18 protein-coding genes and 1 other RNA gene are annotated in these 22,205 nt (G+C 64.6%); 10 read left to right on the plus strand and 9 right to left on the minus strand.

Annotation, left to right across the window (positions count from 1 at the left end):
• Window positions 1-90 precede the first annotated feature (90 nt).
• Window positions 91-1,179: an anhydro-N-acetylmuramic acid kinase gene (locus SCLO_RS06310; RefSeq protein ID WP_066515730.1), complete on the minus strand. Its 1,089-nt coding sequence runs from the start codon at window positions 1,177-1,179 to the stop codon at window positions 91-93.
• Between the two features lie 75 nt (window positions 1,180-1,254).
• Here SCLO_RS06310 and tyrS point away from each other — a divergent pair, with 75 nt between their 5' ends.
• Window positions 1,255-2,472, plus strand: a complete 1,218-nt coding sequence (gene tyrS, locus SCLO_RS06315) for a tyrosine--tRNA ligase (protein WP_066515727.1) — start codon at window positions 1,255-1,257, stop codon at window positions 2,470-2,472.
• A gap of 197 nt (window positions 2,473-2,669) precedes the next feature.
• On the opposite strand, the gene SCLO_RS06320 is transcribed toward tyrS, so the two are convergent.
• The 4 genes from SCLO_RS06320 to ssrA form a co-directional block, all read right to left on the minus strand.
• Window positions 2,670-5,360 (minus strand): TonB-dependent receptor domain-containing protein, encoded by a 2,691-nt coding sequence (locus SCLO_RS06320; protein WP_066515605.1) that lies wholly within the window; start codon window positions 5,358-5,360, stop codon window positions 2,670-2,672.
• Between the two features lie 89 nt (window positions 5,361-5,449).
• Entirely contained in the window at window positions 5,450-7,051 is a 1,602-nt protein-coding gene (locus tag SCLO_RS06325) for a hypothetical protein (RefSeq protein ID WP_066515602.1), read from the minus strand.
• Window positions 7,052-7,460: 409 nt separating this feature from the next.
• A complete protein-coding gene (locus SCLO_RS06330) occupies window positions 7,461-7,844 on the minus strand; it encodes a hypothetical protein (protein ID WP_066515599.1) in 384 nt (127 codons plus the stop codon).
• Between the two features lie 296 nt (window positions 7,845-8,140).
• Window positions 8,141-8,484: a transfer-messenger RNA gene (ssrA, locus tag SCLO_RS06335) on the minus strand.
• Window positions 8,485-8,509: 25 nt separating this feature from the next.
• Between ssrA and SCLO_RS06340 the strand changes: the two genes are divergently transcribed.
• From SCLO_RS06340 to SCLO_RS06365, 6 genes are all read left to right on the plus strand, one after another.
• Window positions 8,510-9,274, plus strand: a complete 765-nt coding sequence (locus SCLO_RS06340) for an NRDE family protein (protein ID WP_066515593.1) — start codon at window positions 8,510-8,512, stop codon at window positions 9,272-9,274.
• Between the two features lie 105 nt (window positions 9,275-9,379).
• Window positions 9,380-9,970, plus strand: coding sequence for an anthranilate synthase component II (locus SCLO_RS06345; RefSeq protein WP_066515589.1), 591 nt, complete (start codon window positions 9,380-9,382; stop codon window positions 9,968-9,970).
• Between the two features lie 92 nt (window positions 9,971-10,062).
• On the plus strand, window positions 10,063-11,055 hold the full coding sequence (gene trpD / locus SCLO_RS06350) for an anthranilate phosphoribosyltransferase (protein WP_066515587.1): 993 nt from the start codon (window positions 10,063-10,065) through the stop codon (window positions 11,053-11,055).
• Window positions 11,052-11,843 carry an indole-3-glycerol phosphate synthase TrpC gene (gene trpC / locus SCLO_RS06355; protein WP_066515585.1) on the plus strand — a complete coding sequence of 264 codons (792 nt, stop codon included), beginning with the start codon at window positions 11,052-11,054 and terminating at the stop codon, window positions 11,841-11,843. The genes trpD and trpC overlap by 4 nt, the downstream gene beginning before the upstream one ends.
• Window positions 11,840-12,313 carry a cyclic pyranopterin monophosphate synthase MoaC gene (gene moaC / locus SCLO_RS06360; protein ID WP_066515584.1) on the plus strand — a complete coding sequence of 158 codons (474 nt, stop codon included), beginning with the start codon at window positions 11,840-11,842 and terminating at the stop codon, window positions 12,311-12,313. Before trpC ends, moaC begins: the two co-directional genes overlap by 4 nt.
• A complete protein-coding gene (locus tag SCLO_RS06365) occupies window positions 12,310-13,494 on the plus strand; it encodes a molybdopterin molybdotransferase MoeA (protein ID WP_066515583.1) in 1,185 nt (394 codons plus the stop codon). The genes moaC and SCLO_RS06365 overlap by 4 nt, the downstream gene beginning before the upstream one ends.
• Before the next feature lie 45 nt (window positions 13,495-13,539).
• On the opposite strand, the gene SCLO_RS23275 is transcribed toward SCLO_RS06365, so the two are convergent.
• Entirely contained in the window at window positions 13,540-13,677 is a 138-nt protein-coding gene (locus SCLO_RS23275) for a hypothetical protein (RefSeq protein ID WP_169800546.1), read from the minus strand.
• A 152-nt stretch (window positions 13,678-13,829) separates the two neighbouring features.
• Between SCLO_RS23275 and lexA the strand changes: the two genes are divergently transcribed.
• Window positions 13,830-14,501, plus strand: a complete 672-nt coding sequence (lexA, locus tag SCLO_RS06370; protein ID WP_066515581.1) for a transcriptional repressor LexA — start codon at window positions 13,830-13,832, stop codon at window positions 14,499-14,501.
• Here the strand turns inward: lexA and SCLO_RS06375 are convergent.
• The gene (locus SCLO_RS06375; protein ID WP_066515579.1) at window positions 14,498-16,591 is read right to left on the minus strand and encodes a ComEC/Rec2 family competence protein; all 2,094 of its coding nucleotides are present in this window, start codon (window positions 16,589-16,591) and stop codon (window positions 14,498-14,500) included. The two genes, lexA and SCLO_RS06375, sit on opposite strands and share 4 nt — an antisense overlap.
• A 141-nt stretch (window positions 16,592-16,732) precedes the next feature.
• Between SCLO_RS06375 and gltX the strand changes: the two genes are divergently transcribed.
• Window positions 16,733-18,154, plus strand: a complete 1,422-nt coding sequence (gltX, locus tag SCLO_RS06380) for a glutamate--tRNA ligase (RefSeq protein WP_066515577.1) — start codon at window positions 16,733-16,735, stop codon at window positions 18,152-18,154.
• Window positions 18,155-18,172: 18 nt separating this feature from the next.
• Window positions 18,173-19,459, plus strand: coding sequence for a citrate synthase (locus SCLO_RS06385; RefSeq protein WP_066515576.1), 1,287 nt, complete (start codon window positions 18,173-18,175; stop codon window positions 19,457-19,459).
• Window positions 19,460-19,686: 227 nt separating this feature from the next.
• Here SCLO_RS06385 and SCLO_RS06390 read toward each other — a convergent pair whose 3' ends face one another.
• Window positions 19,687-21,108: a sensor histidine kinase gene (locus SCLO_RS06390; RefSeq protein ID WP_066515575.1), complete on the minus strand. Its 1,422-nt coding sequence runs from the start codon at window positions 21,106-21,108 to the stop codon at window positions 19,687-19,689.
• On the minus strand, window positions 21,105-22,190 hold the full coding sequence (locus SCLO_RS06395) for a hypothetical protein (RefSeq protein ID WP_066515574.1): 1,086 nt from the start codon (window positions 22,188-22,190) through the stop codon (window positions 21,105-21,107). Before SCLO_RS06395 ends, SCLO_RS06390 begins: the two co-directional genes overlap by 4 nt.
• Window positions 22,191-22,205: the final 15 nt, after the last annotated feature.

Genomic DNA, 22,205 nt, shown 5'->3' on the forward strand with positions numbered 1-22,205 from the left:
GGCCTGTTCCTCCATCGGGAAAGTCCCGATGATCGTCGGCGCGCGCCGTTTCCCACGAGCGGCTGCACGGAAAGGCGTCACCAGAGCCTGTCAGCCAGCCTGGAACAACATCCCGCCCGTCATGGGTTCCGGGGCGCCGGTGGTGCCGGGAAAGCTGATGGCCAGCGCCTTGACCGACCGCACGGCCATATAGGCAAAGCCCTGCGCCTCCAGCGCGTCGCCATCCCAGCCCAACTCATCGACGGGCCGCACGTCCACGCCCGTCCGCTGCGCCAGCATCGCCATCAGCGTCCTGTTATGCCGCCCGCCGCCCGCCACATAGATGCGTTGCGGGCGCGCCTCCAGATGCTCGAGCCCCCGCGCCACGGCAGCGGCGGAAAAAGCCGTCAAGGTGGCCGCCCCATCTTCCAGCGACAGCCCTCGCGCCGCTTCGATGGAGAAGGCTTCCCGGTCGATGCTCTTGGGCGGCGGCGCGGCGAACCATGGATCGGCCAGCATCGCCGCCAGCCGCGCGTCATCCACCCGCCCTTTCGCCGCCGTCGCACCGCCCGCGTCAAAGCCGCCCGCGCCATGGCTTTGCATCCAGTTGTCGATCAGCCCGCTCGCCATGCCGGTATCGAAGGCGACCAGCTCCCCTTCCGCTCCGATGGCCGTGATATTCGCCACGCCGCCCAGATTCAGCACCGCCACCGGCTTCGCCAGCCCATGCGCCAGCGCGCGATGATAAACCGGCAGCAAAGGCGCGCCCTGCCCGCCAGCCGCCACATCCGCGCTTCGCAAGTCCGCCACCACGTCGATGCCGAACGCCCCGGCCAGCGCCGCGCCGTCGCCGATCTGCCATGTCCATCTCCGCTCCGGCCGGTGCGCGACCGTATGCCCATGAAAGCCGATCACCCCGATGTCGCCCGCGATATGCCCGCTGCGTCCCAGCAAATCGGCCACCGCCTCCACATGCAATTCGGTCAGTTCCTCCTCGACCGACCGGATCAGCGGCTCGAACCCCGGCGCATCCATCGCCATCGCCCGCTGGCACGCTTCGGCCAGCCGCAACCGGAACCCCTCGCCATAAGGCATCGCATGGAAGGCGATGGGCCGCACCGTCCCTTCGCCGTCCGTCTCGATCAGCGCAGCGTCGATGCCGTCGCGCGACGTGCCCGACATCAATCCGATTGCAAGCATCATGCTACCCAAATGCCCATCCCCATGTTATGCGCGCCCCGATTTCCCGAGGCGACCTTTCAGACCAGACAGGCCATGACGACCTACACATCCGATCTTCTCCGTTTGCTCGACACGCGCGGCTACATCCATCAGCTCACCGATGCGGAAGGCCTTGACGCCCTCGCCGGAAAGCAGGTCGTTCCCGGCTATATCGGCTTCGATCCTACCGCGCCATCGCTGCATGTGGGCAGCCTGGTGCAGATCATGATGCTCCGGCGGATGCAGCAGGCCGGGCACAAGCCGATCGTCCTGATGGGCGGCGGCACCGGCAAGATCGGCGATCCGTCCCTGCGCGACGAAGCCCGGTCGCTGATGACGGTCGATAAGATCAAGGATAATGTCGCCAGCATCAAGCGCGTCTTCGAACGCTTCCTGACCTTCGGCGACGGGCCGAGCGACGCGGTGATGGTCGACAATGCCGACTGGCTTGATGCCCTCGAATATATCCCCTTCCTGCGCGACATCGGCCAGCATTTCTCGGTCAACCGGATGCTGAGCTTCGATTCGGTGAAGCTGCGGCTCGACCGCGAACAGTCGCTGAGTTTCCTCGAATTCAACTACATGATCCTGCAAGCCTACGACTTCCTGGAATTGTCGCGCCGGGCCGGGTGCCGCTTGCAGATGGGCGGCTCCGACCAGTGGGGCAATATCGTCAACGGCATCGAACTCGCCCGTCGCGTCGACGGCGCGCAAGTCTATGGTCTGACCTCCCCGCTCATCACCACGGCGGACGGCGGCAAGATGGGCAAGACCGCCAAGGGTGCGGTGTGGCTCAACGCCGATGCGCTGGCGCCTTATGATTACTGGCAGTTCTGGCGCAACACGCAGGACGCCGATGTCGGCCGCTTCATGCGCCTGTTCACCGACCTGCCCCTGGACGAGATCGCCCGGCTGGAGGCGCTGGAGGGCGCGGAAATCAACGAAGCGAAGAAAGTCCTCGCCGAAGCCGCCACCGCCCTTGCCCACGGCGCTGAAGCCGCCGCAGCCGCCGCCGAAACCGCCCGCAAGACCTTCGAGGAGGGCGCGTCCGACGCGAACCTCCCCACCGTCAGCCTCGGCGTGGAGGGTCTCACCATCGTTCAGGCGAACACGGCGCTGGGCTTCGCGTCCTCCAACAAGGAAGTGCGCCGCAAACTTGACGAAGGCGCGATCCGCGTCAACGGCGAGGTGGTGAAAGACCCGCATCTGGCGCTGAAACCCGGCGACAAGGTCAGCTTCGGCGCGAAAAAGCATGGGCTGATCGTCGCCTGAGGCTATCCGCCATTCTGATTGCTGACGTTGGGCTCAATGGCGGTTCGGGATAATATCAGGGCCGGGCCGGAAACATGCTCAGCGCGAAGATCGCTGAGGTGGATGATTTTCGGGCCCGATTTACGCCTTCCAGTCTCGGTTGGCAGAATATTGCGGACGACGGAAAGCGAGCGGCCTCGCCTCCCGCCGTCAGCGCATCAGAACACCACGGTCAGCGACGCCGCGATGGTCGTGCCGATCTTGTAGCGGTTATAGAACACCTTGTTGCCGCCCAGTTGCTGGACTTCCTGATATTTCCGGCCGGTGATGTTGCGCGCCTCAAGCTTGAACTCGCTGTTGATCGCGTTGAACAGCTTCACGCCCTGCCGCGCCACGAAATCGAGAGTGAGACCCGGCTTTTCCTTGATGTCGGGTTGCAGGTTCGGACCGCGACTGGTGACACGCGGGCTGGCATAGGTCAGCATCAGCGTCTGCTGCGACAGCCTGTCCGTATCCTCCAGCCCCAGTTGCAGGTTCACCAGATGATCCGACTGTCCCGTCATCGGCGCGCCGTCCCGGAAATAATCCGACGCGGCGGGCAACGGCCCGGTCGTATAGCTATAGGGGATGGTCGTGTCGTCCGCGCCCACCTTCAGCTTCGACTGGGTATAGGTGTAGTTGCCGATCAGCACGACGCGGCGGCTCTGGAAGAAGGGCGAATCCCATCCGTCGAGCGGCAGATATTTCTGCGCTTCCACCTCGGCGCCGTAGAGCGTCGCTTCCGGCGCATTGGCGAAGCTGGTCGTGACGTCATATTTGTCGTTGATCGTGGTGTAGGTTTCGATCGGATTGTCGATCTTCTTGTAGAAAGCCGCCACCGTCAGCCGCTCGTCACGCCCCATATACCATTCGGCGCGAATGTCGGCGTTCCACAACTCGCTGTCCCGCAGGAACGGGTTGCCGCGATAGAAGCGGTTGGCGTCCGTATCAACGAAGGGCTGCGCGATCAGCTCGCGGAACTGCGGCCGGGCGATGGTCTTGGAACCGCTGAGACGGAATTGCAGGCCCTCTCCCGCCTCGAACGTGATGGTGGCAGCGGGCAGCCAATAGCTTTTGTTGATGCGGTTCACCGGCTCGGAGCCGGTATTGTAGACATCCACGCCGGTGACCGACTGCTTGCCCTTTTCATAGCGGGCACCTGCGTCGATCGACAGGCCCGGCAGGATTTCCGCCCGCACCTGACCATAGCCCGCATGAACCGTAAGCGCGGCGTCATAGACCGGATAATTGCCGGAAAAGTCCAGCAGTGTCAGGTCATAAAGCTGGATCGTCGCATCCGACAGCAGATAGTCGGGCCTCAATTGCTGCACCGGGATCGGCAGGTTGGTCGCGTCGAAATGCAGTTCATAGCGCGAAGAGGTGCGCTTCGTATCGCTGAAGGCATAGCCGGCGGTCAGCGTCAGCGCGGGCGAAACCTTGTAGCTGAGGTCCGCGCCTGCCGACCATAGGTCTTCGTTCAGGTCGCTGAAGGTGATCGACGCATCGCCACGCTGCCGGTTGAGCGCATTGACGAAGCGGTTGCCCACCGGATCGACGGATAGGTCGCGATTGGTCCGCACATAGACGAACTCACGCTCATAGGGCGCTTCCCGCTGCGAATTGGCATAGCCGCCGCGCAGGTCGAGGCTGAGGGCATCGCCCAGCTTGAACTCGCCGACAAGCTGCGTGTCGATCAACTGCCGCTCATACCAGGCCGTGTTCTGTTGCATATAGTCCGCACCCGCGATCGCGCCATCATTCTGGCCGACCGACAGGGCCCCGCGCTTGAGCGTGTCGCGGATATAGAGGTTGGTCCAGCGGATCTTCTGCTCGCCCAGTTCCAGCCCGACGCCCAGCAGGCCGTTCAGCGTCACCTCATTGTCGGTGGTGATCTGCTGATAATTCTTGCCCGCAGGCTGCGTCAGGTCGATGGAAGCCTGCTGCAAAGCGTCGCGCGTCCGCCATTTGTTGCTGTAGGAAAGCGTGGCGATGACGCCCAGCCGCCCGTCGCTGCCTACATCGACGGCCGTGCCGCCGTTGATCGACCCGGAGAAGTTGAACGGCAGGCTGTTCGTCCGCTGCAAGACCGACGTCTTGGCATTCAGGAACTGCATGGAAATGGCCTGGAGGTCGCCGCGTTCCATGTCCGCGAAGGGCACGCCGCCCTTGAACGCCTGCTTGAGCAGCGGCGGCACGTCGCGCGAACTGTCGTCGAAGCCGGTCCAGTCCGACTTCGCGCCATAATAGGTATAGCCCATCTGGCCGGACGTTTCGGTATTGGCGGAGCTGCCCACGCCGATTTCCAGATAGCTTTCGCTCGGGATCGCCTTGGTCGTCAGGTTGATGACGCCGCCGCCGAACTCGCCCGGGAAGTTGGGAGAGAAGCTCTTCTGCACCAGGGTCGAGGCAATGACACTGGTCGGGAAAATGTCGAGAGGAACCACGCGCTTGAGCGGTTCCGGGCTGGGCAGCGGGGAACCGTTCAGCAGCGCCAGCGAATAACGGTCGCCAAGGCCGCGCACATAGACATAGCCGCCAGACACGACCGAAAGACCGGTGACGCGCTGGAGCGATCCGGCGATGTCGCCTTCGCCCGTGCGCTTGATGTCGGCAGCCGACAGCACGTTCACCACCTGCGGCGCGGCTTGCGAAATATTGCTGGTGCGACGGCCGGTGACGATGATGTCCGATCCGGGAATGGACACATCCACCCGGCCCTCCCCGGCGTCGGAGCGTTCGCGAGCGGTGGGCGTGCCCGGCCCGGCGCTGGGCGGAGCATCGGGCGCTGAACCGGTCTGGGCCATCGCCATCGGGGTGGCCAGCGCGGTGGAAATCAGGAGCAGGCGGGCCAGAGTGAGCGGCTTCGACATGCGTTTATCCCCCTTTGGGAAAAATCTCTGCAAAGAGGGCGGGGAAGCGCCTGAACGCGCTCCCCCGCCCCTGTTGTTGCGTGGTCGGATCAGGTGGTCGGGATGGCGGTGCAGGCACCGCTGGTCGAACCGAAGTTCGCGCTGACCGAGTTACAGGTCCAGCCCGCATACCAGGTATCGTTGCTGTCCTTGACCGCGCCGATATAGTTGGTGGTGGTGAAGTTGGAGTCGATCGTCTTGGGATCGATCGCCTTCACGGCGGTTTCGGTCGCGCCGTTGATGAACAGGTTCGTCAGCGATGGCGTATAGCTGAAGCTGCTGTTCGCGCCCGCCGTGAAGATCGACTGGACCAAAGCGTCAGTGACGCCCGTGCCCGTGCCCTTGAACGGCGTCGAGTTGCACTGCATCACGACCGACAGGTAACGCGGCTTGCCTGCATCCTCCAGCGCGCTGTCAGCATCGCGAACCGCCGCTGCGCCGTTGATGCGCAGGCAGCTCTGGTTCGGGCTGACGATGATGCCGTTGATCAGCGCCAGGTCGGCGCCGCCGCGCAGCAGCATCGATGCACCGTCATCGCCGGTATTCGACCGCTGGATGTGGGTGAAGTTGGCGACCTTCAGATATTGGCGGGGCAGCGCATCCTCGCTGGCGTTGCTAGCAGTGGTCGAACCGTTGGAATCGGTTTCGAGGAAGGTGTCGCCGATATTGGCGTCGGCCCGCTGGGCGGAGATGATGAACTGCGCCGTGCCGCGGAAGCCGACGTCGGTGTCCAGATTGTCATCCTCATTGCCGGTGAAGACCAGATATTTGAGGTGCGCCGACCCGCCGAAGATTTCGATTCCGTCGTCGGAACTGTTGTGGACCTGGATATGGTCGAGCTGCGTGCCGGTGCCGATACCCGATGGCGTCAGGCCCTGCAATTCCTTGCCGTCCGAAAGGACGAAGCCGGAATAGCGAATCTGGACATAGCTCATATGTCCGGAATTGTCGGCATCGTTTGCGCCGCCATAGATGGCGCCGCTGGTGCCTTCTGTGTCGCGCTCGCAGGCCACCGTGCCGGGAGCCGCGCCGCCTGCGCCGCAATCGGTGATCTTGGCGCGGCCGAGCAGAACGATGCCGCCCCACTGGCCAGAGGATTGATCCGTCGCGTTGCCCAGCACATTTTCACGGCTCGTGAAGACGATGGGCTGCGTCGCCGTCCCGACCGCGTTGATGCGGTTGCCGCGATTGACCGCCAGGAAGGCGTTGCCGGTGTTGGCGAAGACGACCACGCCCGGATCAATCGAGAGTGTCACGTCCAGATTTTTGCTCGAAGCGCCCTGATCGGTGCCGACATCGACACGACCGGGCAGCGAGTAGATCACGCCGGCAACCTTGGGAATGGTGACGGATGAGCGGAAGCGCGTGGGGAAGGAGCAATTAAGCCACGTGTTCCCGTTCTTGTCGGAAATCTGGCCGGTCTTGGTGAACTGGTCCGAGCCGGTCAGCGTCGGGCAGTCCGAAGCGGGCGTCACGCCGGTCGGCGTGGGTGTGGGCGTCGGAGTCGGCGTGGGGGTCGGCGTCGGCGTGGGAGTCGGGATGATGATCCCGCCCTCGCCCGGCGAGGCGATATCGTCAGCGCCGCAGGCGGCCAGCGCCGTGCACGCGCAGGTCGCCATCAGGATGGTGTGGATACGGTTGATCTTGGCCATGTCGTCTCCGCTCCGGCGTCTGCCGGTTTATGTTGCAATGCGGAGCGCAGGGGATTTTCGACTCGGACAACGCCCCCTGTCGCCCTCGAAGCCGGCAGCTAGGCGCGTCGAATGACAGGAGCATTTTGATTTGGTGACGGAATGGAGACTTTTAAATGACAGTTTGATGAATCGGACGGTGCCGAGGCGGACACGGAGGTCACGCTTTACGAGCGCGTTCAGGCGATCGATATAAATGCCCGTTCGCCCCAGTACGGAATGACAAGAGACAGGGGACGCTCACGATTCGCCCCCGCGATCATGCCCGTGGGGCGCATCGGTTCCATAGGATGAATGCCATGACCACCACATGAAAATGGGAGCCGCCCCGAGGAAACGACTCCCATTTTCCAGCATCCTTTGGCCGAGCTCAGCGCATGGCGTAGTTCGTCGCCAGCTTGCCCATGGCCCGGCGCGCGATGTCGCGGGAGGATTCCTCCTTGCCGTTCGCCAGGACCAGCAGCGTTTCGGGCGCGAAGCGCGCAGCCTTATAGGCGTCGCGCGCATCGGCCATGCGGCCCAGGCCGGCATAGGCATTACCCAGGTTGATGAGCCGTGCAGGATCGTTCGCGCCGTCAGGCACCGGAGACTTCAATTTGTTCGCGGCCTTGCCGAAATCCCCCGACATCAAAGCGTTGGCAGCCAATCCGCCATCGGGCACACCCACGACCAACACCTCATCAGGTGCCGCGAGCGCAATCCCCGGCGCCGTGGCGGCCAGCGCGAGTCCGATTACCGCAGCGACCTTCAGCATCTCAATTTCTCCTAAAAAAACTTTCTACAATAGCCGTAATTATTTCACCTTCATGACATTCCGGCAATAGCTGCCGGGAAGCAGAAAAAGCATTTTTATTTCTTTTATTACAGTATGTTAAAATATTTTCTTCAATGTGTCATAAAACTGTAATTGGATAAGATCCCCGTCCCGACCCGATTCGAATCGGAATAGAAACGCGCGAAGCCGCGCCCGGACGGACGCCCGGCGGAAACGATGTGAGGACAAGAGGGATGGTCCGGAGGGTTCTGTTGCCCGGCCCCTCCGGCGGCCGCTGAATTCCCTTCTGTTGCCCGGTGGGTTCAACCGCGTTCTTTTTGGGTAATGTCAGGCCGTGAGGCCATCAATTACGCAGCAAGAGCAAGAGCCTCGTTATCGTTGGCACTTGTGAGTTTTGAACCTTTTTACGGCGTACTCAGGCCGGGTGAAGGCACCGCTTTTCAACACACGTCGATCCTAGTTCGGCCCCGTCAGACATCCCGGACAAGCGGGATATGTGGTGGAGCCGCCGGGTACCGCCCCCGGGTCCGCTGTGCCTATTGCACGACACGATTTATCACCATAGCCGGGCGAACCCGGCATGACCTATATGGAGAGGCTCGGCCGGTTTATCAAGCGGGCGTAGCGGCGGGAGACGAAGCAGCATGTGCATCATGGCAATGGCGTGGCACGCGCATCCGCGCTGGCGGTTGCTGCTGATCGGCAACCGGGACGAACTGCACGCCCGCCCCGCCGCGCCGCTGGACCGATGGAAGGTGCCGCCCCACCTGATCGCCGGCCGCGATCTGCAATCGGGCGGCACATGGCTGGGCGTATCGGAAGAGGGGCGCTGCGCCATCGTCACCAATCGAGGTCTCGGCCGGCCCGACCCCAGCAAGGCGTCACGCGGAGAACTGGTGACGGACCTGCTGCGCGGAAGCGGGCGCCATGCCGACATCGAAACCGCTGCGCCCGACGCATTCAATCCGTTCAACCTCATCCTGATCGAGCATGACAAGGCGCATTTCCTCACCAACCGTCCCCATCCCATTCGCACGACGCTGACACACGGCATTTACGGCCTGTCCAACGGCGCGCTGGATGATCCGTGGCCCAAGACGCTGGCGCTCAAGGCCGCGCTTCTCGACTGGATGGCGGCCGAAGCCGACGATCCCGCCGCCTTGCTGGATGCGTTACGGCAGGAAATCCTGCCCGACGCGGGGATCGCGCCGGAAATCCCGGCCGACGCACCCGGGGAAGCAGCGATATCGCCCATCTTCATCCGCAACCCCATTTACGGAACGCGATGCAGCACTGTCGTCGCGATCGACAGGCAGGGCCGGGGAAGCATCGTCGAACGCCGTTTCGATGCGGACGGGGCATCGACGGGGGAAAGCCGCTTCGCCTTCACATGGCGCGTCCCTGCCTGACGTCGACGCCCTCGCGATGCGGTGACGCCGGCGCTTCAGAAAATCTATCATGGACGACGGCCCGTCCTTCCCCCGGCGGGCGTCCCGCGCTAAAGCCCTTGTCCCATGATCCTCGTCATCGACAATTATGACAGCTTCACCTGGAATCTGGTCCATTACCTCATGGAACTGGGCGCGGAGGTGGAGGTCGTCCGCAACGACGCCATTTCGGCGGGACAGGCGCTTTCGACCGGAGCGCGCGCCTTCCTGTTATCGCCCGGCCCCTGCACGCCCAATGAAGCGGGGGTGAGCCTCGATCTCGTCGCCGCCTGCGCCGATGCGGGCGCGCCTTTGCTGGGCGTTTGCCTCGGTCATCAGGCGATCGGCCAGCATTTCGGCGGCAAGGTGGTGCGCGGCGGACTGATGCATGGCAAGACCTCGCCTGTCCGTCATGACGGTACGGGATTGTTCGCGGGCATCCCCTCGCCCTTTACCGCGACCCGTTATCATTCGCTGATCGTGGAGGACATCCCCGACAGCCTCATCGTCAACGCGACGAGCGAGGACGGCTCGGTCATGGCCTTCCGCCATGCCACACTGCCCATCCATTCGGTCCAGTTCCATCCGGAAAGCATCGCCACCGAATATGGGCATGAGATGCTGGCGAACTTCCTGCGGATCGCCGGACTGCCGGTGAAGGAACGCGAGAAGGCCTGACCCCGAACAGCCGGAGCCCTTCGGCCGTCATACGACATTAACCCGCAACATGCCCTCGACTCGCGCCCCATCGGGCGATTAAGGCAGCGGCGATGATGCACCTGCCCGATCCCACGACACCCCTTGATGCGCAAGAGGCCGCGCGCGCCTTCGCGCTGTTGCTCGACGCCGATCTGCCTGAAGCGGAGATCGCCTCCTTCCTCATTCGCATGGCCGAACGCGGGGAGACCGCCACGGAGATCGCCGCGGCCGCCCGCGCGATGCGCGCACGAATGATTTCCATCGAAGCGCCCGCTGGCGCCGTCGACGTTTGCGGCACGGGGGGCGACGGGCACCACACCCTCAATGTGTCCACCGCCGTCAGCCTCGTCGTCGCGGCGGCGGGCGTCCCCGTCGCGAAGCATGGCAACCGCGCCGCCTCTTCCAAGGCGGGGGCCGCCGACACGCTCGAAGCGCTCGGTCTCGACCTCGATCGGATCGCCGAGAGCGCGGAGGCGACACTGGCGGACCTCGGCATCTGCTTCCTCTTCGCGCAGAAGCATCACCCGGTCCTCAAGCGCCTGGGTCCCATTCGCAAGTCCATCGGCCGCCGCACCATCTTCAACCTGATGGGACCATTGGCAAATCCCGCCAATGTCCGCCGTCAACTGGTCGGCATCGCGCGCCCCGCCTATGTCCCCATCTACGCCGAAGCCTTGGCGCAGCTCGGCGTCGACCGCGCCATGATCGTATCGGGCGACGAGGGACTGGACGAGCTTTCGCTTGCCGGAGGGAATGACGTGGCCGAAGTCACCGGCAACGGCATCGTCGCCATGCGCCGCCTGTCCGCCGCCGATGCGGGCCTGCCCAGTCATCCCGTCGACGCGATCCGGGGCGGCTCGCCCGAACATAATGCCGCCGCCCTGCGCGCGCTGCTTCAGGGCGAAACGGGTGCCTATCGGGACGCGGTGCTGCTGAACGCCGCCGCCGCCCTTGTCGTGGCGGGAGCCGCCGACGATGTGAGGGAGGGGGTGGAGGAAGCCGCCGAAACGATCGACCGGGGCCTTGCCAACGCGCTCCTCAATTGCTGGATAGCCTATCGATGACCAACAAGCTGATCGAGATCTGCGAGACGAAGCGGCAGGAAGTCGCCGCCCGCAAGGCCGCGACGACCGTCGCCTCGCTCCATGCCCGCGCCGCCGAGCAGACGCCGCCGCGCGGCTTCCGCAAGGCGCTGGACGACGCGGCCCGCTCCGGCTTCGGCCTGATCGCGGAGATCAAGAAGGCGAGCCCCTCCAAGGGCCTGATCCGCGCCGATTTCGATCCGCCCGCCCATGCGCAGGCTTATGCGGCGGGTGGTGCGGCCTGCCTCTCCGTCCTGACCGACGCACCCTATTTCCAGGGCCATGAAGACTATTTGATGGCCGCGCGATCGGCCTGCGCGCTGCCGGTCCTGCGCAAGGATTTCATGGTCGATCCGTGGCAGGTGCTCGAAAGCCGCTCCATCGGCGCGGACGCCATCCTCATCATCGCCGCCGCCCTCGACGATCATCAGATGGCGGAGATCGAGGATGCCGCCCTCGGCCTCGGCATGGACGCCCTGATCGAGGTCCACGACGCCCATGAACTCGAACGCGCGATGAAACTCCGCTCCCGGCTCATCGGCGTCAACAATCGCGACCTTCGCGACTTCACCGTGGATTTCGCCCGCACCTATGAACTGGTGGACAAGGCGCCGGACGATTGCACTTTCGTCGCGGAAAGCGGCCTTGGCAGCCATGCGGACCTCCTTGCCATGGCGGAACATGGCGTGCGCTGCTTCCTTGTCGGGGAATCGCTGATGCGGCAGGCCGATGTGGAAGCGGCCACGCACGACCTGCTGTTCGGCCGATGACCGGCGGCCTTACCCATCTGGACGCGCATGGCTCCGCGCGCATGGTCGACGTGTCAGGCAAGGCCGTCACCGCCCGCGAAGCCGTCGCCACCGGCCGCATCACCATGAGCCGCGAAGCCGCCGCCGCAATCGCCGCTGGAACCGTGAAGAAGGGCGATGTCCTCGCCGTCGCCCGCGTCGCCGGGATCATGGCGGCCAAGCGGACATCCGATCTCATCCCGCTTTGCCACCCCCTGCCGCTCAGTTCCGTGACGGTCGACCTCGCCCCCGATGAGGAAGGCGTCACCGTCACGGTCACCGCCTGCACCGCCGGCCAGACCGGTGTGGAAATGGAGGCCCTGACCGGGGTTTCCGCCGCGCTGCTCACCATCTACGACATGGCGAAGGCGATCGATAAGGCGATGGTCATCGGCCATGTTCGCCTGCTCGCCAAAACAGGCGGCAAGTCGGGCGACTGGCGCGCTCCATGAGCCTCCTGCCCGTCCCGGAGGCGCAGGCACGGCTGCTCGCCCTTGCCGGGCCGCTTTCGGTGGAGGAAATCGCGGCCGCTGCCTGCGCCGGGCGCTGGCTTGCGCTGAATGTGACGTCCCGCCGCGATCAGCCCTGGGCGGACCTGTCCTCGATGGACGGCTATGCGGTACGCGCCGCCGAATGGCCCGGACCCTGGCGCGTGACCGATATCAGCAGCGCGGGCGGCGCCCTGCCTGCCCCGCTTGCCAGGGGGACCGCCTGTCGCATCTTCACCGGCGCGCCGGTGCCCGTCGGGGCCGACGCCATCCTCATTCAGGAGCATGCCGCGCTGACCGGGGATACCCTGCGCGGCGAGGACAAGCCGCTGACACAGGGCCAGCATGTCCGTCCCGCAGCATCGGATTTTCGCGCTGGCGAAACATTGCTGGCCGCCGGCTCGCAATTGAACGCCGCCAGGATCGCCCTCGCCGTCCTGGCCGGCCATGGGGTCCTGCCGGTCAGGAGGCGCCCGATCGTCGCCCTGCTTTCGACGGGCAATGAGCTTGTCGCCCCTGGCGCGCCCACGCCTCCGGGCCGCTTGCCTTCCTCCAACGCGCCTATGCTCGCGGCGATGCTCGCCGCCGTGCCTTGCGACATCATCGACCTGGGCATCGTGCCCGACGATCTGCCGGCCCTGACGCAGGCATTCATCAAGGCGGGCGAAGCTGACATCATCGTGTCGACGGGCGGGGCCTCGGTCGGCGATCACGATCTGGTGCGCGCGGCCTTCACCGAAGCGGGCGGTTCGCTGGATTTCTGGAAGATCCGGATGCGGCCCGGCAAGCCGCTGATGGCAGGAAAGCTCGGTGATTCAGTCTTTCTCGGTCTTCCGGGCAATCCGGTTTCGGCCCATGTCACCGCCATGCTTTTCCTGTTGCCGTTGGTCCGTCATATGGGCGGCGCGGCTTCTCCTCTTCCCGCGATCACCAATGCCCAGCTCGCTATTCCCCTGCCCGGCACGGGAGAACGGGACGATTATCTGCGCGCCTTTCACGGGGAGGATGGAATCGTTTCCGTCACGTCGCAGGACAGCGCGGCCGTGGCGGCGATGGCGCAAGCCGATTGCCTGATATGGCGCCCCGCGCATTCCGGTGCGGCGGGCGCAGGCGACATCGTCAAGATCCTGCCCTTTCCCCTATAGAAAAAGGGGCCGCGCAGCGACCCCCTTTCCCGTCTTCGGCTTGCTTCAGCGCTGCTGCTTGCCAGGATTGGAATCCTTGCGGCGTTCCTCACCCATCTGGCCCTGCTTGTTTTCCTGCTGCTGCTGGCGGCCGTCCTGCTGGTCGCGGCGCTGTTGCTTGTCCTGATCGTTCTGGTTGGGCATGTCACTCTCCTCGCCTCTTCACTTGAGAGGCAGGGCTTCAACGACCCGCATCGCCCGCCGTTCCACTCCATTGCGACCAACGGTTAGACGCTTGACTTACCCCTTTCCGTTTCCTATGCGTTCTCCATCCGTTCCACAGAAGGATCGCAGGCATGTTGACGCCCAAACAGCAACAGTTGCTCAGCTTCATCCAGACCCGCCTGGAAGGGCGGGGCGTATCCCCTTCTTTCGAGGAAATGAAGGATGCGCTCGACCTGCGATCCAAATCGGGTATCCACCGCCTGATCAACGCGCTGGAGGAACGCGGCTTCATCCGGCGCCTGCCGAACCGCGCGCGCGCGCTGGAAGTGTTGAAGCTGCCCGAAGCCATGCACCGTTTGCCCAAGGACGCCCCCACCGCCAAGCCGCGAGCGCCTGCCAGCCTGCCCATCGCCGCCAACGACATCGTTGAAATCCCGTTGCATGGCAGGATCGCGGCGGGCGTCCCCATCGAAGCGCTGGAGGGGCATAACATGCTGTCCGTTCCGGCGGCGTTGCTGGGCGCAGGCGATCATTATGCGCTGGAAGTGGCGGGCGATTCCATGGTCGACGCAGGGATTCTGGACGGCGATTTCGCGCTGATCCAGAAAACGGATGTGGCGCGGGAGGGACAGATCGTGGTCGCCCTCATCGACGATAGCGAAGCCACGCTCAAATATTTCCGGCGAGACGGCCAGAGAGTGAGGCTGGACCCCGCCAACAGCGCCTATGAGCCGCAATTATATGATCCCCATCAGGTCCGCATCCAGGGCAAGCTGGCAGGATTGCTGCGCCGATATAATTAAGGCGCGGCATCCGAACCGGAAGCCTTGGATGGGGCGTGGCCACCCCGGCCGGGTCCGGTTCGACGCGGCATCCATGGATGAGCGTCATCCGGGCGATGGACGGTCCGGACCGTGCCCTTCTCCAGATTGATGGAGAGCCCACCTGTCATCGCCAGCAGGGGCCGATCCGCTTTCAGCCATGCCGGCTGACACCATCGCGGCAAGCGGCGATCGCTGATCACGATGTCGGCCCATCGGCAGTCGCGCCTGAAAGCGCCCCTCTCGACCAGCATGTCGCTACGGGTCACGAGCAACCGCCAGCGACGGCCTCCCCGGTCCAGTTGAACGGAGCAAAGATCGTCCGAGCAACGCGCCTGCGGCAAGTCCGCCAGCGCTTCCAGCACGCCGCCATATCCCGCGCTTTCGGCCATCGCGTCGCGCACATAATCGCCGGCCCGATCCCGCAGCAGGGCCATGCCTTGATCCGTGCGCAAGGCGACGTGGCGGCCATCTCCCGTGACCAATATATCGGGTGCGGGATTGAGAAGGATGGCGACGAACCCGATCGTCGCCGGGACAAGTCCCAGCCAGCGCCATCCACTCCGCCAGAGCAGGCACCACAACCCGCCCATCACCATCATCCCGAAGATCCAGCCCGGCAGCGCGGGTCCCAAAGCCACCGCCATCGGACTTGAACCGACGCCATGGGCAATGAACAGCAACAGGTCCAACGCCTTCCCGGTCGCCCACCATGCCGGTGCCCCCAGGCCCGCCAGATCGAGCAGCAGCGCCAGCGCTTCCAACGGCATGACCACGAAGGTAGTCAGCGGGATCGCGATGATATTGGCGAATGCGCCCAACATGCCCGCCTTGTGGAAATGGAAGAAAGCGATCGGCGCCAGCACCAGTTCGACCGCGAAGCCCGTGAGCAGCAGGACGGTCACGGCCCGCCCGGTCTTTCGCCACGGATTTTCATCGCGCGCCGCGGCGAAAGCGCGAAAGCGCGGATGCTCGGACAGGGCGATGATCGCGACCACCGCGGCGAAGCTCATCTGGAAACTCGGCCCGATCAAGGCTTCGGGCCACAGGCACAGGACGATCAACGCCCCCGTCGCCACCAGACGCAATGTGATCGCGTCCCGCCCCAATGCCAGCCCGCCCAGCACCAGCAACGCGGCGACGCAGGACCGCACGGTGGGAACTTCCGCTCCGGTCAGCAGCGTATAGCCGATCCCCGCCAATGCGCCGCCTCCCGCGGCAATCAGCATCAAGGGCCAGTCCAGCGCCGCCCGGCGACTGAGCGCCATCACCCGCATGAGCAGGAAGATGACCGCGCCGATCAGGGCTGTGACATGCAGCCCGCTGATGGAAAGCAGGTGAGCGAGGCCGCTCCGCCGCATGGCTTCCGCGTCGTCTTCGGTGATGGCGCCCTGGTCCCCGGTGGCGAGCGCCGCTGCAATGCCGCCCGCCGACCCCTCCAGCCGGGCCAATATATGCGCGAACAGCCGATTGCGCAGATCGGGTCCAGCGGTCGCGGGCCTGATCACGGCGATGGGCGGCAAGGCGCGCCCCGTCGCGCCTATCCCCATGAAATAGGCCCGCGCCGCAAAGTCATAGCCGCCCGGCAGGCTGGGCGGCGCCGGCGGCATCAGCCGCGCCCGGAACCGCACGATCGCGCCCCGTCCGATAGCGGGGGACATGTCCGGTTGGCGCAGGTTCACGCGGAGCATGGGCGGCAGTTCCGGTGCATCCATCGGTCGCACGAGCAGCCGAACCATGGCCTTGGAGGGAACGGGATTGACCGCCCGGACCTCGCCCGTGACGATCGCGAAGGTGGCCCGCTGCAAGGGCGGCGTTCCCACCAGCACGGCCTTGCCCCAGATGAGCAGGCAGCCAAGGCAGGCCAATATCCCTGCCGAAACCGCGATTTTCCTCCCCCGCCCGCCAGCCGGCAGAAGGGCGGCTCCACAGGCCAGCGCCAAGGCGGCACAGCAGAAACCAAGCCACGCCCAACGATGGGGGAGGACGAACCAGGCCGCGATCCCGATTCCCAGTCCCACCGGAACCCAGAGCGGTATCCGCTCCCTTTCGTGTTCCAGCCATTGTTCCATGGCTGCGGGAAAGGCCTGACGCCACGCCTTCGCCTTCCCCCGAACGGAAGTTTGTGGAGACTCAAAAGCCATGCTAGGGGGCGTCGCGTTCATGAATGGGCAAGGTGAATGTCGGGGAATATGACGGTGAGTGCAACGGGAATGAACAAGCAGGTGGTGACCCGTTTCGCCCCATCCCCCACCGGCTTTCTGCACATAGGCGGCGCGCGCACGGCGCTGTTCAACTGGCTGTTCGCGCGGCACCATGGCGGCAGGTTCCTGCTCCGCATCGAGGACACGGACCGCGCCCGGTCGACGGAAGCAGCGGTGGCCGCGATTTTCGACGGGCTGGAATGGCTGGGCCTCGGCGGGGACGAGCCTGCGGTCTTCCAGTTCGAACGCTCCGCCCGACACGCGGAAGTCGCCAATCAGATGCTGGCGAACGGCCATGCTTATCGCTGCTATGCCACGCCGGAGGAATTGGCGGAACTGCGCGAACGGCAGCGCGCCGAACGACAGCCCATGCGCTATGACGGCCGCTGGCGGGATCGCGACCCGTCCGAAGCGCCCGAAGGCGCGCCCTTCGTCATCCGCCTGAAAGCGCCGCAGACCGGCGAAAGCGTGATCGAGGACGCCGTCCAGGGCCGCGTCGTGGTCCAGAATGCGGAGCTGGACGACATGATCCTGCTCCGTTCCGACGGCACGCCCACCTATATGCTGGCGGTCGTCGTGGACGATCATGACATGGGCGTCACGCATGTCATTCGCGGCGACGATCACCTGAACAATGCCTTCCGGCAGTTGGGCATCATCAAGGCGATGGGCTGGGAAGAGCCGGTGTACGGCCACATTCCCCTGATCCACGGGTCGGATGGGGCCAAACTCTCCAAGCGTCACGGCGCGCTGGGCGTCGATGCCTATCGCGACGAGATGGGGATGCTGCCCGAAGCGGTGCTCAACTATCTGCTGCGGCTGGGCTGGGGCCATGGCGACGAGGAGATCATCTCCGTCGAACGGGCCATCAAACTGTTCGACATTTCCGGCGTGGGCCGCTCCCCTTCGCGCTTCGACATCAAGAAGCTGGAAAATCTGAACGGCCATTATCTGCGCGAAGCCGACGATGCCCGGCTGGCGGCTCTCGTTACTCCCCGCGTAGCGGCCCGGCTGGGCAAGCCCCTGCCCGCCGACGCGGACTCCCTGTTGACGCAGGCCATGCCTTCGCTGAAACCGCGCGCGAAGACACTTAACGAAATTGCGGAGGGTGCGGAATTTCTGTTCAAAAGTTGCCCGCTGGATTTTGACGAGAAGGCATCCGCTCTGCTAGACGACTCCGCGCGCGCGTTGCTGGCGAGCACAGCCGATGCTCTGTCGACCGTTCCAGGCTGGACGGTCGAAGCAATCGAAGAAGTCATACGCCGCGTGGCAGAGGATGCGGGTTTAGCTCTCGGCAAGGTAGCGCAGCCATTAAGGGCCGCGCTCACCGGCCGGACGGTTTCGCCCGGAATTTTCGATGTCCTTTTCCTTCTGGGAAAAGAAGAAAGCTTGGGTCGGCTGACCGATGCAGGACACGCATCGGCCGGCTGATAGTTGAGGAGAACGTGAATGTCGGATAAAAATGCCACTTTGACCATCGACGGGGAGACGAAGGACTACGCCATTCTGGATGGCACCGTCGGCCCGCAGGTCATCGACGTGCGCAAGCTCTACGCCAATACCGGCATGTTCACCTACGATCCCGGCTTCACCTCGACCGCGAGTTGCGAATCGGGCCTGACCTATATCGACGGCGACGAAGGCGTGCTGCTCCACCGCGGCTACCCCATCGGCCAGCTTGCCGAACAGTCCAGCTTCATGGAAGTCAGCTATCTGCTGTTGAACGGCGAACTGCCGACGCAGGCGCAACTGGACGAATTCACCAACACCATCACGCGCCACACGATGCTGCATGAGCAGCTTTCGACTTTCTTCCGCGGTTTCCGGCGCGACGCGCACCCGATGGCGATCATGTGCGGCGTTGTCGGCGCCTTGTCGGCCTTTTACCATGACTCGACCGACATCAACGATCCGGTGCAGCGCAAGATCGCCAGCCACCGCCTGATCGCCAAGATGCCGACCATCGCGGCGATGGCCTATAAATATTCGGCGGGCCAGCCCTTCGTCTATCCGCGCAACGATCTGAGCTACACCGCCAATTTCCTGCGCATGACCTTCTCGGTCCCGGCGGAAGAATATATCCCCGATCCGGTCATCGTCGACGCGATGGACAAGATCTTCATTCTCCACGCCGATCATGAGCAGAATGCGTCGACCTCGACTGTGCGCCTGGCCGGTTCGTCGGGGGCCAATCCCTTCGCCTGCATCGCGGCGGGCATCGCCTGCCTGTGGGGCCCGGCGCATGGCGGCGCGAACGAGGCGGCGCTCAACATGCTGCGCGAGATCGGCACCGTCGACCGCATCCCTGAATATATCGCCCGCGCCAAGAACAAGGACGACCCGTTCCGCCTGATGGGCTTTGGCCATCGCGTCTACAAGAATTACGATCCGCGCGCGACCGTCATGCAGAAGACCGCGAAGGACGTTCTGGACAAGCTGGGCGTCGACGATCCGATCTTCGACGTGGCCAAGGAACTGGAACAGATCGCGCTCAACGATCCTTATTTCATCGAAAAGAAGCTTTACCCCAATGTGGACTTCTATTCGGGCGTGATCCTGTCGGCGATCGGCTTCCCGACCGAGATGTTCACCGTGCTGTTCGCTCTCGCCCGCACCGTGGGCTGGGTCGCGCAGTGGAACGAAATGATCTCCGACCCCGCGCAGAAGATCGGTCGCCCGCGCCAGCTCTACACCGGCCCGACTCAGCGCGACTACGTCCCGGTCGGCAAGCGCTGATCGAAGGCGGGAGCGAAGAAAGGCGGCGCCCCGTTTGGGCGCCGTTTTTTTTGCGGCGGACTCGCGGAAGCGGTCGCTTATCCAAGGGGCATATCGAAAGGTCGATGCAGCGCGAACCCTTCGATACGGCGCTCAGGCAAACTCCGCCCTGCTCGGCGCGCGAGGATGGGACGGGAACGCAGACAGTCTGCCATTCGCCCGACCGGATCACCCCTTTTCGCAGTCCATCAATCCAAAAGCTGATCGCTCACCAGACCAATCTGTCCGCTTGTCTCGTCCGCCGGCAATGTCAGGATGAAACAGGCCCCCTGTCCCGCATCGCCTTCGATACGAATGTCGCCTCCCATGGCACGGGCGAGCTTACGCGAAATATAGAGGCCAAGGCCACTGCCGCCCTGATCGTCGCGGCCCAGACGTTCGAATTTCTCGAAGATGCGTTCGCGGTCCTCCGGCAAGACACCGGAACCTTCATCCGTAACCGCAATGCGCGGCCGGCCATCTTCCAGTCCGATCTCCAGCCGCACCTCCGATCCTTCCGGGCCATAGCGGATGGCGTTGCCGATCAGGTTGACCAATATCTGCAACACGCGCCGGAACTCGCCCCGCGCGGGCACCGCCTCTCCCGTTTCCGGGGGCAGGACATTGATCTGCCTGTCCAGCGCCTTCACGCCCAGCAGGCCAGCAGCGCGGCGGCCGATATCCGCCAGATCGACCGACTCCGAAGCGACCGTGAAATCGGGCCGGTCTATCGCCTGCAAATCCGCCAGATCGTCCACCAGAGCCATCAGATGCCGGCCCGCCGATGCGATGTCGAGCGCATAGCCCATATAATCGGAACGCAGAGGCCCTTCCAACTGGGCGCTGATGGTATCCGCATTGGCGATGATCCGGCCCAGAGGCTGACGAAGCGAGCGATCGAGCCGCTTGCCAAAAGCGAGGGAATCGACTGCGGCGGGCGGCGCGATCTCCGGAACCGGAACCGCCAGATCGAGCGCAAAGGCCTTGCCACGATAGCCCAATAGCTGCCCGGCCAGGTCGAACAGCGGAAAACCGGAAAGGTGGAACCGCCTAGCCGGATCGCTGGTCAGGCAAGCCAATTGATCGCGAAACGCCCGGCGCTGCGTGAAGCCGCGCAGGATCGCCATGTCGCCGTCCTCATCGGCCTGCAACTGGAAATAGCTGGAAAAGGGACTTCCCGGCACGGGCGGCTGCATGGGCAGGACGCCGTCCGGATCGCCCCCCTCCAACACCATCTGAAACCGCAATTGCGTGTCCACCTGCCAGCTCCAGCCGTCCGACACGGCGGCAAGATCGGCTTCCAGCGGACCGCTTTGATTGTTGCGCACCGTGGAAATGGATCGCTCCTGCCAGTCGATCACAGACAGATGAACCGCCTTCCCCTCCGGCCTCGCCCGCACCCACATGTCGATATCGCATCTCTCCGACGCCGCCGCCACCGGGCGCGACACGATGATGCCCAAACGGGCCGCCAGCCGCGCGACGGCAGCCAGTTGAGGGATGGCAAGCCGTTCCCCCAGATCCGCCCCTGCCTCACGCTGGAGCGCCAGCAGCGGTTCGTCGGCGCTCAGCAACAGGCCGTCGGCCGATATCGACGCCTCGACAATGGCGGGAAGCGTCGGCATGGTCATCCCGCCGTAACCCGGCGCAGATGATCGAGCTTGGCGCGAAAGGCGGCGGGCGTCCGGAGCGCGCTGACGGTCGCATCGGCCTGCAACGCCGGAAGCGATTGATAATGCTCCGCCTGCACGACGATCACCGCGTCGGAAAGCGATGGCCGAACCGGACGCAGCGCCAGCAGGAGATGGACATGATCCGAATCCGATCCGCCCAGCGCCCGGCTCAGGGCCGCGACCTGCTCCAGCGGGGCGAACAGCAATATGTCGGCAACCTGCGCGCTCTCCATCCGCAACCGCCGTGCCGCCAGCGCGGTGAAGAGCAGGAAGCGGCGCTGCGTCAGGACGGAAGCCAGCAATTCCGGCGCATCGGCGCGCTCGCCCAATTGCCGCACGACCACCTCGGCGATGGACAGGGGGTTGGCCGCTTCGTCATGACGCCGCAGCAGCGCTTCTCCGGCCCGCTCGAACGCGGCCATCACGGCGTCGTCCGTACCTGAAGCGCGCTGAACGACCGCCGCCAGGCAGGCCGCCGCCGTCCAGACCAGCTCGGCGAAATATTCCGCCGGCACGTCCGGCCGCAAAGGCTGATCCTCTCCCCCCGCCATCAGCCATCGCCCCTCCGCCAGCGCAAGGGCCGAAAGCGCATCGCCGATCGTCGGATCGTCGGCGGGCAGCGCCGAATCGGCCTCCTCCGCCACAACGCTTTCGCTATCGGGACAGCCGGCCTGCCGCAGCAGCAGGCTGATGCCCGCGCGCATCTGCATATGGGCCAGTAGAGGTGGCCCCAACATGGTGGGCTGCGCGCGCACGGTCGGCCAGCAAAGCGGATCGGGCCATGCATCCAGAGCCTCCGCAATGGCGGCTTCATCCTGCAAGGCGGTGCGAAAAGCGATCTCTATCGCGGTCAGGCAGCCGCCCAGATGCCGCCGCGTCTCCGCGATCAGCGCATCGTTGCGCTCCCGCCCGTCCAGGGGAAAGAGAAACGCCAGATCAATGGCGTGACCGATCGGCACGGCGGACAGCCCGGCCATGACCCGCGTCATCGGCCAGCAGTCCGCCAGGATCGATCCAGCAAGGGTCGGATAGGCGCTCATGCCGATACCCTAATC

It is taken from the genome of Sphingobium cloacae, assembly GCF_002355855.1.
In the GTDB taxonomy this organism is placed as follows: domain Bacteria; phylum Pseudomonadota; class Alphaproteobacteria; order Sphingomonadales; family Sphingomonadaceae; genus Sphingobium; species Sphingobium cloacae.